This window comes from Mycoplasma sp. 3686h (assembly GCF_056781225.1).
On the sequence record NZ_CM165562.1, the window covers coordinates 915,932 to 929,880 of the forward strand.

At 26.1% G+C, this 13,949-nt stretch carries 9 protein-coding genes and 1 rRNA gene; 2 read left to right on the forward strand and 8 right to left on the reverse strand.

What is annotated here, in order from left to right; genetic code table 4:
- Positions 1 to 28 precede the first annotated feature (28 nt).
- Positions 29 to 134 (forward strand): 5S ribosomal RNA (gene rrf / locus AC1RP9_RS03695).
- A 234-nt stretch (positions 135 to 368) separates the two neighbouring features.
- On the opposite strand, the gene AC1RP9_RS03700 is transcribed toward rrf, so the two are convergent.
- The gene (locus AC1RP9_RS03700) at positions 369 to 689 is read right to left on the reverse strand and encodes a hypothetical protein (RefSeq protein WP_481822286.1); all 321 of its coding nucleotides are present in this window, start codon (positions 687 to 689) and stop codon (positions 369 to 371) included.
- Positions 690 to 1,005: 316 nt separating this feature from the next.
- On the opposite strand from AC1RP9_RS03700, the gene AC1RP9_RS03705 reads away from it, so the two are divergent.
- Entirely contained in the window at positions 1,006 to 1,311 is a 306-nt protein-coding gene (locus AC1RP9_RS03705) for a thioredoxin family protein (RefSeq protein ID WP_481822288.1), read from the forward strand.
- 40 nt (positions 1,312 to 1,351) lie between these two features.
- Here the strand turns inward: AC1RP9_RS03705 and AC1RP9_RS03710 are convergent, their stop codons facing one another.
- From AC1RP9_RS03710 to AC1RP9_RS03740, 7 genes are all read right to left on the reverse strand, one after another.
- Positions 1,352 to 3,085: a restriction endonuclease subunit S gene (locus tag AC1RP9_RS03710; RefSeq protein ID WP_481822290.1), complete on the reverse strand. Its 1,734-nt coding sequence runs from the start codon at positions 3,083 to 3,085 to the stop codon at positions 1,352 to 1,354.
- A gap of 1 nt (position 3,086) precedes the next feature.
- Positions 3,087 to 4,664 carry a type I restriction-modification system subunit M gene (locus AC1RP9_RS03715; protein ID WP_481822292.1) on the reverse strand — a complete coding sequence of 526 codons (1,578 nt, stop codon included), beginning with the start codon at positions 4,662 to 4,664 and terminating at the stop codon, positions 3,087 to 3,089.
- A gap of 21 nt (positions 4,665 to 4,685) precedes the next feature.
- On the reverse strand, positions 4,686 to 7,793 hold the full coding sequence (locus tag AC1RP9_RS03720) for a type I restriction endonuclease subunit R (RefSeq protein ID WP_481822294.1): 3,108 nt from the start codon (positions 7,791 to 7,793) through the stop codon (positions 4,686 to 4,688).
- Between the two features lie 195 nt (positions 7,794 to 7,988).
- Entirely contained in the window at positions 7,989 to 8,600 is a 612-nt protein-coding gene (locus AC1RP9_RS03725; RefSeq protein ID WP_481822748.1) for a restriction endonuclease subunit S, read from the reverse strand.
- An 11-nt stretch (positions 8,601 to 8,611) separates the two neighbouring features.
- A complete protein-coding gene (locus AC1RP9_RS03730; RefSeq protein ID WP_481822296.1) occupies positions 8,612 to 9,730 on the reverse strand; it encodes a restriction endonuclease subunit S in 1,119 nt (372 codons plus the stop codon).
- A 974-nt stretch (positions 9,731 to 10,704) separates the two neighbouring features.
- Positions 10,705 to 12,405, reverse strand: a complete 1,701-nt coding sequence (locus AC1RP9_RS03735) for a restriction endonuclease subunit S (RefSeq protein ID WP_481822298.1) — start codon at positions 12,403 to 12,405, stop codon at positions 10,705 to 10,707.
- 26 nt (positions 12,406 to 12,431) lie between these two features.
- The gene (locus AC1RP9_RS03740; RefSeq protein ID WP_481822300.1) at positions 12,432 to 13,937 is read right to left on the reverse strand and encodes an N-6 DNA methylase; all 1,506 of its coding nucleotides are present in this window, start codon (positions 13,935 to 13,937) and stop codon (positions 12,432 to 12,434) included.
- Positions 13,938 to 13,949 lie beyond the last annotated feature (12 nt).

The window sequence follows — 13,949 nt, forward strand, 5'->3', positions numbered from 1 at the left end:
ATTTTTTAATTTTGTGTTATACTTTTATTACAGTGATTATAGCAACGGGGATCACCTGAACCCATTCCGAACTCAGTAGTTAAGCCCGTTAGTGCCGAAGATAGCAGAGATGCAAAAATAGGGGGTTGCTGTTTTTTTATTTCCTTTTATTTATAAAATTATAGTAATTAAAAACTTCTCGCTATTCACGAGAAGTTTTTAATTTATTTATTTAGTTAATAATCTTTTCGATTCGCTGATTGTGATTAATACTCAAATTATAAAAGCTAAATTTAGAATAGAAAAGATTATAAAAAGAATAAACCACACGATTGGAATTACAAACAGAAAAATAAGTAGAAAAGTGAATACACCAGCTAAAACAATACTTATAATAAAAATGATATTATATTTTGAAATTTGTTTCGCGTCATTTGTTTCGCGTCATTTGTTTCTATATAATGGCTTTTAATTTGACTAGTTAAAACAATAAAGAAAATGCTCAATAACGGAATTGAAATCGCAAAAAGTATTATAAGAATAAAAGCAATAAGAACTCCGGTTCCTAATGAAAACAGGGATCCTTGAAATGCAAGACTCCCAATAACAAAAAGCATTATAATTAAAAATAAAATTTCTGCAAACGGAATAATTAACATTGATATTGCTAGTGCTTTCAATTTAGAAAGTGTCTGTTTTATGTTGCTCATTTTTTCCTTTCTTTAATAGTGTGTTTACATTATTATAAAATAAAAATAAGTTTAAAAAAGTTTATTTCCTGTTTTTTGTGGAAATTAGTTAATTGAAGATATTGATTTTGATATTGATTTTTATGATTTATTTACTACAATTAGTTTTAATTTATAAAATATGTATATTAATTCTAAAACTTGAGATTTGAGATTATTTTATAATTTACTTAAGTTTATAAAAAAGAAAAATTACAATTTTTACTTAAAAAATCCTTAAAATTTAACTTTTTAGCTCTTTTGTGTATAATTATTAAATATATAACGAAAGGATTTTATGGTTAAAGAAGCAACACAAACCCAAGTTTCAGAAACTGTTAAAAGTGGTTTTCACTTAGTTGTCTTCCACGCAAAATGGTGTGGATCATGTAAAATGTTTGGTCCTGTTCTTGAAGAATTAGCTCAAAAAGATCAAATTAGTGTTCTTAAGGTTGATGTGGACAATGAAAAAGAATACGCAAGCAAAGAAAAAGTTCAATCAATTCCATATACACTAATTTACAAAGATGGTCAAGTAGTTGGTAAATTACTAGGATATAGACCTTACGAGCAACTTAAAGAAGACTTAAAACAATATTTATAATTAACAAAGCAAAACATCTCGCTTATACAAGCGAGATGTTTTAATATATATTTTTTGAATTTTTAAAGTCCAATAATCTGTTCGAATAATATTGGTATTGTTTATTGACAAGCTCAATTTCTGCAGGTAGACCTTGTGTTAGGTCGCTAGTTAATTCTTCGAAAACATCAAGAATATCTACTATTTTTTGTTGAATTTGAATATCTGGAAGAATAATTTTTAGATTTGTAAAACTCGTTTTAGATAATAAAGGTGTTCCTGCACCATATGCTTCTTTCTTTAGAAGATTTTCTCTATCTTTTAAGAAAGAATACAGATATTTATTTAAAAGAATTTGGGGATTTGAACTTTTAACTAAAAAACAATTATTTCCAAGTCAAAACTTAGTTTTTTGAAACCCTACATATCCTACGGTACCTCGATTTGCTATTGTTATTGAGTTTCCTTCTTGGTTAAATTTATTGCAATATCCAGTTGCTGATGCTCCTCCGCTTATAACTGGATAAATTCCTTCGTTAAGCATTTCTTTTTTAGGTAAATATTCTCCTGTTATTACGCTTATATAATTACCTAAATTAGTTTGTAAACTATCTGAAATAGTGTCGAAAAAGACAAAATTAATAAGTTTAATAAGAGAATTTATTAAGCTGTCTTTAGCTAGCTGTCTTTCAACTTCTGATGTTTGGAATATATCTTTTGTAAATGTTAATAATTTATCTCTGTAATATTCATATTGTTTATCTCTGAGCTCAATTTCTGCAGGTAAACCGATATTTAAATCTTCGCAAATTTTTTCAAAATTATCTAATACATGAATAATTTTTTGTTGGATATTAATACTTGGAATAAGAATTTCAATATCTGAAATTGTTGAAGGATATATATTTGGCAATCCTCCATTTGATCTTAATGAATAAATGTACTCTTGTTTAGTTTTTAAGAAATGAAAAAGATATTTTTGTAAAATGATTTCTTCATTTGCTTTAATAGTAAAACAGTTTGAAGCATAAATTGGTGTATTTCAAAAAGCGATAAAACCCGCACCCCCTTGCCCAGAAGATGCTACAGTTATTGAATTTTTTTCTCTGTTGTAAATATCTGTATATTTAGTAATATTTTTTGCACTTGACACTACAGGATATTTATTACCTTCAGGAATAATAATTTTTCAAGTTCCTCTTTCAAATGAAGCAACGTCTTTTAATTTTCGTCTTTTAATGTCAGTTAAGTAATTAGTGCTTAAAAGTTTATTTCTATAGTATGAATATTGTTTTTTTCTTGCAGTTAGCTCTGCAGTTAGCTCTTGGGAATAATCAGTTAATAAATCAAGAATTCTAATAATTTTCTCTTGCTCTTTTAACTCAGGAACTAGAATTTCTATATCACAAATTGTAGATCAATAAACATGAGGAATTGTCCCTGAAGTTTTCAATGAATAAATATATTCTTGTTTATTTTTTAAAAAATAATACAAATATTTTTGTAAAATTATTTCTTCATTTGGGTGAATAGTAAAACAATCCCTTGCAAAAATTGGGGTTTTTCAAAATGCTATATATCCTGCCGAACCTGATGAAGAAACTGTTATTGAATTTTCTTTGCGATTAAATTCATCTGTATAACCTTGAATTTTAACTCCCCCCGAAACAACCGGATATTCATCTCCGATCTTTACAGTAGAATTTGTTACACCTTTTTGATATGTTGCGATTTCTTTTAATTTATAAACTTTAAAATTCATTGATTCTTTGTCAAATAATTTATCTATTTCCATCTTACTCAAACTCTTTATCTAATTCTTCAATGATTTTGTCTATTTGGCTTCTTAACTGATCTTGTTTAGTTGTAATCTCTTTGATTTGAGCATTTAATTCTTTAATATCAATTACTTCTTCCTGAGTTTTCTTTTGGATATATTGGGATACAGATAAATTGTAATTATTGTTTGCTATTTCTTCTTTAGACACAACTTTTGCAAGGTTTTCTACATCTTTACGATCAAAATATAATTTAGCAATTTGATCAATATTAGCTTGAGATAGTTTGTTTCCTTTTTTAGCTTTTTCAACAATATCACTTGCATCGATAAATAAAATATTGTTATCTTTTTTGTTTTTTCTCAGCACTAAAATAGTGGTTGCAATTGATGTTCCATAGAATAAATTGCTTGGCATTTGTATTAAAGCTTCAACAGCATTAACTGTATCAACTAAATATTTTCTAATTTTTTGTTCAGCTCCTCCGCGATAAAAAATTCCTGGAAAACAAACAATAGCAGCTACTCCATCTTCAGATAAATGATCAAGTGAATGCATTACAAAAGCTAAATCAGCTTTAGATTTAGGTGCTAAAACTCCAGCGTCCCTAAATCTTAAATCCTGAATTAAAGTTGGATCGTTTTCTCCTTCTCATTTAAGTGAGTATGGGGGATTAGAAACAATCACATCAAATGGTTTTTGATTTAAATGAAGTGGATTTAGTAAGGTATCACCGTTTTTAATATTAAACTTATCATATTCAACCCCATGTAAAAACATGTTCATTCTACATAAGTTAAAGGTGGTAATATTAACTTCTTGTCCGTAAAATCCACTGGTAATGTTGTCTTTTTCACCTAGTAATTTAATTGCTTTTAAAAGAAGTGAACCCGAACCACAAGTTGGATCGTAAACTTTATTTACTTTTGTACGATTATCAATAGCAATTTTAGCGAGTAGAGTTGAAACTTCAGGAGGTGTGAAGAATTCTCCACCTGATTTTCCTGCACTTGAAGCGTACATACTTAGTAAAAATTCGTATGCATCACCAAAAATATCTACAGCGCTTTGTGATGATTTTCCTAAATCAATATTCCCAATATTTTCTAAAAGTTTAATGATATTTTTGTTTTTATCAATAACTTCTTTTCCTAATTTTTGACTATTAAAGTCCAAATCGTTAAATAATCCTTCAAAGTCATCTTGACTTTCGTTCCCTGAAGCTGATTTTTCAATTGAAGTAAAAATACGTTGTAAGGTAGTATTTAAATCAGGATCTTGCGATGCTCTTTTGCGAACATTTATAAACAATTCAGAAGGCTTAATAAAATATCCAATTCCCTTAATGATTCCTTTTTTAGATTGTTCATTAACTAATGAATCGTCAAGTGTTTCGTAGTTAAAATCTTCATTTCCATTATCTTTTTCATCTTGATTAACATAATGAACTAAGTTTTCGGAAATGTAACGATAAAACAAAAAACCTAAAACATATGTTTTAAAATCTCAACCATCAACACTTCCTCGTAATTCTTCAGCAATTTTTCAAATTGCATTGTGTAGTTCGCTTCTTTCAATATCTCTTTTATTATCCATGATACCCTTTCTTTTGTGTTATTAATAAATTCCATTAAATTTCTTAACTAATTGATTTAATTGTTCAGATACTATTTGAGCTTTATCGTATTTGCTTTGTTCATTTTGAACAAAGTTAGAGCCTTTGATTAAGCTCATAAATTTATTTCCATAATCTTTTACTTCACCTTCTTTAAGACATGTTCGAATAAATGTTCTAGTTTCAACTTTATCTTTTAATGGTAATTGCTTAATAATTTGCTCAACAGCTAATTCAATTTCATCTTGGATGAAACTTTGTCATTCATCATCATAATTACTTGGTTTAACTTTATTTTTGAGTTTATTTCAAAGTTTTGAAATAAACTTACTTACCAGTGAAGTGTTATGTCTTCATTTGTATTGTGACTGAAGTAAATTGGTAAATTCTTGCTGAATTTTGTCAAATTCTTCTTGATTATATTCATTTGCTAATTCAATTTTCTCAACAATGATTCTAATAATTTCGTGTCATCCATAATCAGCATTGCGAATTAATTCAATTTCATATTCAATTTCATCGTATAGCATATTCAAAGGATTATGAACCTTTTCTCTCTTATGCTTATCGTATATTTTTAAAAAATGACTTTGATAATCTTGGCGATCTCTTCCGATAAAAACTTCATCATATTTATCAAATTTATCCCAGTATTCGTCAAAGGTTTTAACAATCACTTCTGTTCTTTGAAAATCATTAAAGGTTCTTATAAATTCTTGTTCTTCTTTAAGTGATAGTGTGTTTTGTTCAAGTGTTTCAAGCGGAAAATCTTGTTTTAGTTTTTGTACTAAAGGTTGATAACCTAAAACTTGTCTTCCTTTGATTTGGTACGGTCCTTTAAAATAAGTGTCAAAATTTCTTAACTTACAAATTTCCGAAGCATTCTTACTTCCAAATAATGCTAATGCTTTTTCAGTGTCTGATTCTAAGTTTCTAAAAGTTACTATATTACCATGTGTTTTGAGCGAATTATAAATTCGATTAGTTCTCGAAAATGATTGAATTAAACTATGATATGCTAAATTTTTATCAACTCATAAAGTGTTTAAAGTAACTGCATCAAAACCAGTTAAAAACATATTGCATACAATTAACATATCAATTTCGCGTTCTTTAACTTTTTGTGAGACATCTTTGTAATAGCTCTCAAAGTCTCTACTATTTAATTCTCAGTTTTTGTTAAACGTTTTGTTATAATCCTCAAACGCTTCTGCAAGTACACTTTTTTCGGATTTACGGAGTTTTTTCTCATTAAATTCTTGGGTGGTATCATAATCAAGAATGTTTTCGGATTTATAAGAGTTTTCAAAATTAGTGAATATAGTTGCAATTTTTAAATCCATACCTCTTTGAGCAATTTGTCTTTTAAACTCTCGATAATACAGACCAGCTAATGCAGTTGTTTGACACGCAAAAATTGAATTAAATCTACTAATTTTGGAATCATTGAGATTTCTTAAAGTTTTATAATCATAATTATCAAGGGTATAACTAACAATTTCTTTAATTCGATTTGGATGTGTAAAATTTGAGTCTTTCTTTTTAACGTTAGCTTCTAAATTAATTTTTTTAGGTACATCGTTATACTGAACACTGAATTTAAGCACGTTCCCATCTTTAATCGCATCAGCAATAGTGTAAGTGTGGAGTTTTTTTCCAAATTTTTGTGAAGTGGTTACTCATCCATTTGATGGATTTGCATTTTTTTCTAAAATAGGAGTTCCTGTAAAACCAAAGAAAATGTGGTCTTTAAAATATCTTTCAATTTTTTGGTGTGTTTCACCAAACTGTGATCGATGACATTCATCAAAAATAAACACTGTTGCTGAATCGATATTTTTATCCCATTTTTTCCATTTATTATTGCTAATATAACGATTTAGTTTTTGAATGGTAGTAACAATGATTTTATTATCTGATAATTGAGAATTTAATTTTTCTTCCAAAACCTTTGTATTAGCAGTTGTGCTTACTGAACCTTTTTGGAATTTTTCAAACTCTTTAACAGTTTGATAGTCTAAATCCCTCCGATCAACTACGAATAGCACCCGCTTAATATTGGGTTCTTTTGCAAGCACTTGTGCTACCTTAAATGAAGTGAGAGTTTTCCCTGAACCAGTTGAATGTCAAATATATCCGCCAGCATTAACAGTACCAATTAGATGTTTGTTGTTTAAAGCAATATTTGCTTGTTGCAAAATTTTTTCGCACGCTGTAATTTGATAAGGACGCATGACTAATAACCGTTTATCTTCGGTTAACACACAGTATTTAGTTAATATTGATAAAATGGTTCTTTTTCGAAAGAAATAGAACGCAAAATCTTCTAAATCCTGAATGAGTTCATTATTGCTATCAGCTCAAGTAATCGCAAATTCAAATGAATTGCTCGTTTTAATTTGACCTGATTCAAGTTTGGAATTTTTTTGTTTTTCCTTAACAGCTAAGTATCTGGTTGTATTTGAGTAATACTTAGTAAAGGTTCCGTTGCTAATTACAAATAACTGGACAAAATTAAACAATCCGTCTCCACTAGAGAAGGATTGGTCTTGGTATCTTTCAATTTGATTAAATGCTTCTTTAATATCAACACCGCGGCGTTTTAGTTCAACGTGAATAAGAGGAAGTCCATTAACAAGAATGGTAACATCATATCTGTTCTTGTTAACTGAATTTGTTTCGTATTGATTAATTACTTGTAATTGATTATTAAAAATATCGACATCGTCGATTATTTTAATGTTTTTGAATTTTCCTTCACTAGAATCTCGATTATATAAATTAACACTAAAGGTTCTAATCTTTTGAATCTTTTCGGTTTTGTCGTAAATAGTTTCGTTCTCGGTTGCTATTTTGGTTTTATAAAACTCATCCCATTCTTTGTCGTTAAAAGTAAATTTATTTAACCTGGAGATTTGCTCTCTGAGATTTGCTCTCAATTGTTGCTCATTTTTAATATCAACATATGTATAACCGATTGCTTGTAAATTTGCAATGAATTGGTCTTCAAGCTGTGCTTCGGATTGGTATGTTTTTTCTTTTGATTTTTTAGATTGAAAATTATCAACAACAACTCAAGTCTCATTTTCGGATGACACAATTTGCTTCATATCTATTAATTATGAATTCCTTCTTTATTCTAGTTTTTAAATTATATATTTTTTGCTATCAAAAAACCCTAAAAAATAATTGCTTTGTAATGATTTGAAAGAATTAATAAACAACAAACCTTAAATAAAGGTTTGTTGTGGCTAAAATATAGCTATTTAAACTGAAATATTTTAAATTATTAGTCTTATTGTTTTTTATATTAAATTTTTAGAAAATGTTAAAAGTAAATTTCGATAATATTGATATTGTTTATTTATAAGCTTAATTTCTGCAGGTAGACCTTGTGTTAAGTCATTAGTTAATTCTTCAAAGTCATCTAAAATATCAACTATTTTTTGTTGGGTTTGAATGTTTGGTAATGAAATAGGTAAATTTAAAATACTTTCTCTAGCTAACATTGGTGGAGCTGAAGCGAATGCTTGATTCTTAATAATATCTTCTTTATTTTTAAGGAAATAATATAAATACTTGTTCAGAATAATTGATTCATTTTTAGACTTTACAATATAACAATTTGGATTTGCTCAAAATTTGGTTTTTTGAAAAACAACACTTCCTGCTGCTCCAACCTGTGATATTGTAATTGTGTTTTCTTGTTCATTATATTGATCGGTAAAACCCATTGGTATAATTCCGCTGTTAAATACCGGATATTGTCCCTGAGGAATAAAAAGGTTTTTGCTAAGTTTTCTCCCATTGGTTAAATTGATGTAGTTTTCTAATTTAACTGGTTTTTGTATTTGTAAAGCTTCTGAAGTTGTGTCAAAAAAGACAAAATTAATAAGTTTAATAAGAGAATTTATTAAGCTGTCTTTAGCTAGCTGTCTTTAGCTAGCTGTCTTCCATTTTCTGATGTGTGTAATATATCTTGTGTAAATGTTAATAATTTATCTCTATAGTATTGATATTGTTTTTCTCTAAGTTCAATTTCTGCAGGTAGACCGATATTTAAATCTGCACAAATTTGTTCAAAATTATCTAATACTTCCACAATTTTTTGCTGAATTTTCAAACTTGGAATAAGAATTTCTATATCAGAAATATAAGAAGGATAAATATTGGGTATTCCACCTATTGATTTTAAAGAATAGATATATTCTTGTTTGTTTTTTAAGAAATGAAATAAGTATTTTTGATTAACTACCTCTTGATTGGCATGTATAGTAAAACAGTTTGAAGCATAAATTGGTGTATCTCAAAAAGCGACAAAACCAGCTCCTGACCCAGAAGAAGAAACAGTTATTGAATTTTTATCTCTGTTTGGAATATCTGTATATTTTTTAACTTGTGCACCACTTGAAACTACAGGGTATTTGGTTCCTTCTGGGATATCAATTTTTCATTGTCCTCTTTCAAATGAAGCAATGTCTTTTAATTTTCATCTTTTAATGTCAGTTAAGTAATTAGTGCTTAGAAGTTTGTTTCTATAGTATTTGTATTGTTTATTTCTTGCAGTTAGCTCTGCAGTTAGCTCTTGCGAAAAATCAGTGAATAAATCGAGAATTTTTACAATTTTTCTTTGTGTTTGAATATCAGGAATAAAAATAGATAAGTCTAAAATAATTGATCTTCTTATGGAAGGCATGCTACTTGAAATTGCTTGTTGTTTAATTATATCTTCGTTAGTTTTTAGAAAATAATATAAATATTTGTTCAAGAGGATTTGTTCATTATTTGACCTAGCAACAAAACAAAATGAGCTTGCTCAAAATTTTGTTTTTTGAAAATTAACATATCCTGCCGAACCAGCTCTAGCGATTGATACAGCGTTTTCAAATTCATTGTATTGATCTATATAACCAATAGGTAAAAGACCACCACTAATTATTGGATAGTCTGTATTTAACGATGTTTTGGATTTTTTAGGAGGTGTTCCTGTTTTTAGAGTAATATATTCACCCAATTTAACAGGATTTTTGTTTTGTAATTCATTCATAACTTACAATTTCCTTATATTTATTGAAATTATATTGTTTAACAATCAAAAATATTAATTAGTTAATAATAATTCCAAATTTATTTCATAATGTTATATTTTGATTATTAAACTACTTTCCAAATGTGCCTATGATTACAGAAATAATTATTCAACCAAAAATCATTAACACTAAAGAAATAAGGACAATTAATAATAAATACATAAATCATTGTCTCTTATAGATTGGAGGATTAGATCTTTTTCAAAAATTATCAAATATTCATGAAATAATTGCTATAAAAGCAGCTACTGCAAAAATAACAGTGATAAAGATTACCAATGGTCTTATATAATGGTCTATTAAATAAATAATACTACTTGAAATAGTAGGTGTATTATCGTTCATTTTTCTCCTTTAATTAATCCTTAAACTAAAGGTTTTGTTATATTTATACAATAGCTCTTAAATATTTTACTTTCTTAAAAATCTAAATTTAAGAAAGTATTATCAAAATAAATCTTCATTATTATCTTTTGTATTTTCTTTTTCTTCTTGAAAATCTTGAACTGATAGTATTTCTTTTACTCTAAAAATCACCAAAAATCAACATACGGGCATTAAAAAAATAATTATAAACGCAAATAGTCTAATAATAAATAAATGTTCATATACTTTTGATGAAACTTTATCTTGTTCATTTATAAAATAAATTGAGATTCTGCTTAAAGATAAAGTTATTAATGAATGAAAAATAAATAATATTAAAATTAAAAACCCTAATACAATGCTAAAACCAATAGCTCCGTTTTTGCTGAGCTGTTAATTAATAAATTTTGTTTAACCCCTCAAACAATAAATGCAATAGTAATAAATATAATAACAAAATAGATAAGAACAGACCATTGAGCTCGAAATCTAACTGTTTTTAATTGGAGTTTTAAAATGTTCATTTATTCCTTTTAAAAATATATATTAGTTTAATTATAAGTATTTAATTGTCATTAAAAAGTGTTTTAAAGTAGTATTCATATTTTTGATCAACCAATTCTTTTAGTGCACCAATTCCTTTTTTATGATCATTAATTAGGTTTTCAAAATTATCTAATATTTGAACAATGCGTTTTTGAATTTTAATATTAGGAATATTTATTTCCAATTTTAAGATATCGTCTTTTGATAAAGTAGCTGGTTTATTTAATTCTTTTTTAAGTTTGTTTTCTTCGTTTTTTAAAACGTAATATAAATATTTGGTTAAAAGTTTGTCTTGATTTGTACTTGATACTACATAACTAGCTTTACCTAATATAAATTTACTTTTTTGAAAACTTATCGAACCTTTTTTAGTTGAATTACTAATTACAATTACATCACCTGATTGGGGATTAATTTTGTCTTGGTCATAATTACAATATCCTATAACAATCGATCCATAAATTATAATAGGTAAATCTCCGTTTTTAGTTATTACGTCTTGACAAATTTGTTTTTTAGTAAATAATTCTATATACTTACTTAAGTTAATTTTTTTGTATAAATCCATATTATCTGAATGATTATTCAAAAAGACATAATTTATAAGTTGGGATATATTATCTTCTTCTTGTTGTTGTTCTTGATTTTTTGTAAGATTTAAAAGTTTATTGCGATAATATTTATATTTTTGATTTTGAAGTTCAATTTCTAAAGGTAAAATAATATTTAGTTTTTTAAAGTTTTCTTCAAAATTATCTAATACATTAACAATTTTTTCTTGTGTTCCCAAACTAGGTACAATAATTTTAGTGTTTGCGATTGTATTTAAATTAAATTCTTGATTTGTATAAGATAATTTTCAAGATTTTATTTTATCTTGTTTATTTTTAAGAAAATGAAATAAATACTTTGGTAAAATTATCTTTTCATTTGTTCTAATAGTGAAACAATCTAATACATAAATTGGCTTGTCTCAAAAAGTGATAACAATTGAATCAGATTGAGAATGAGTGATGATTATTGAATTTTTATCTCGATTAAATTGTTCTGTGTATCTCAAAGTATCGTCTGATCCAGAAAAAAGTCGATGAGTATTTCCTTCGGGAATGTTATTTCTTCAACTACCTCTTTCAAAATCTGCTATATCTCTTATTTTATATTCGTTAAAATCAGATAAATACTTATCATTTAATACTTTATTTAAATAATATGCATACTGTCTTTTTCTTATTGTTAAAACCTCTTTAAGTTCTTTTTTGTACGTTTCTAAAAAATCAAGAACTTTGACTATTTTTCTTTGTTTTTTAATGTTTGGTAATTGAATTTGTAAATTTTCGATTATAGAATTTTTTATTGAATGATTTCCGTTTTCAGTTTCTGATTTTTCGATTAAATAAGATTCTTTATTTTTTAAAAAATAATATAAATATTTATTTAAAAGCTTATTTTCATCAGAACTTTTAACAACTAAACAACCGTTTATGTGAAAAAAATCCTCATCTTGAAAAAATAAGTGTCCTGCACTACCTGAATTGATAATTGTTGTTACATTACCTTCTTGATTGGGTTTTTTATTAGTAAAATATATTTGTTCTTTATGGTTTGTTGCAATAGGATAATAACCGACTTTTAACCTTTTTTCTTTTTTAATAAAATCAGAAGACGAATTGATTATTTTTATATATTCTTTTAATCTAATTAATTTATTATTATTTTCCATTATTTTACTCCTAATATAGATTAAGTTTATTCAATTTTCTCTTCTAATTCGTTGATTATTTGATTAATTTCTTTTTTAAGAAAATCTTGGTGATCTTCGATTTGTTTAATTTGAAGATTTATTTTTTTAATATCTATTTCCTGTCATGTTTGTTTTTTAACAAGATTTATGTATGTATCAACTAAAAGATCATAATCATTATTTTCTATTTCTTGTTTAGACACAATTCTTGATATCTTTGGAAGCTCTTTTCTTTCAAAATACAATTCTAAAATTTGTTCAATATTTTCAAGCAATAATTTATCATTTGTTGTTTCAAATAATTTTGCAGTATCAATAAATAAAATTTCACTATCTTTTTTGTTGTTTTTTAATACTAATATGTATAATTCTTTTCCGTCTTCCAAAAATGTTTTATCGTGTGTTTTAATAATGGATTGAACATAATTATTATTTATTAGTTTTTGAGCATTTAATTTAGAGAGAGTGTCCGAATGTAAAGCAATAACTCCGATTCCATCAGAAGATAATTTATTTAATGAATCAAATATAATATTACAATTCATTTTAATTTTAGAAGTTGAATTCACTCCCGAATCAATTTGTTTAATAGCTGATAAATTAGAAATAATTAAATCACTAGATTTATTTTCTTCGTGCATTGAATTAGTATTTTCGTTCTTTTGAATTTTAAATTTCTCATACGAAATACCATGTAAAAACATATTCATTCTAACCAAATTGAATGTGTTTAAATCATTTTCAATTCCATAAAGTCCATCATTAATATTGTCTGATCCTAAAAATTCATAGGATTTTAACAAAAATAAACCTATTCCACAATTCGGATCATAAATTCGCTCTACTTTTTCTCTTTTATCAATTGCAATTTTGACTAATAAACTTTCTAATGCTAAATTTTGTGAGAATTGGGTATTTTTATTATTTTCATTTGAATAAAAATTATTAATTAGAAAATAAAAAAAATCGGTAAAAATATCTTCTAATTTTTCTTTTGATTTATCAAAAGTAATATCATTTATTATTCGAAATAAATTTTTAAAATTCTTGTTAACATCTTCTGTTTTTGAACCTAATATTAAATTATCACTAAATTGAATATTGCTTAATAAATGCTTAAAATGTTCTTCACTTGGATTATTTTTTGCTGATAATTCAATGTTATTAAAAATTGTTTGAATTTGATCTGCAATATCTTTATCCATAAAACGCTTAGACATATTCGAAAATAATTCAGATGGTTTTATAAAATAACCGATTGCATTAATAATATTTTCCTTCATGTAATCACTAATTTCTGAATCTTTCATATCTTCATAATTACTAATATTTTTATTTAAGTTGGTGTTATTATTATTTATTTCATCGACTGTATTTTTTATATTCTCTGAAATGAATCTATAAAACAAGAAAACAAAAATATAATTTTTAAAGTTTGTTGTATCTTTTCCGAAAGAGTCTTGAATATCGCTTCAAATAATTTTATATAATCTTTTTCTTTCTTCAGTCATATTTGTCCTTTT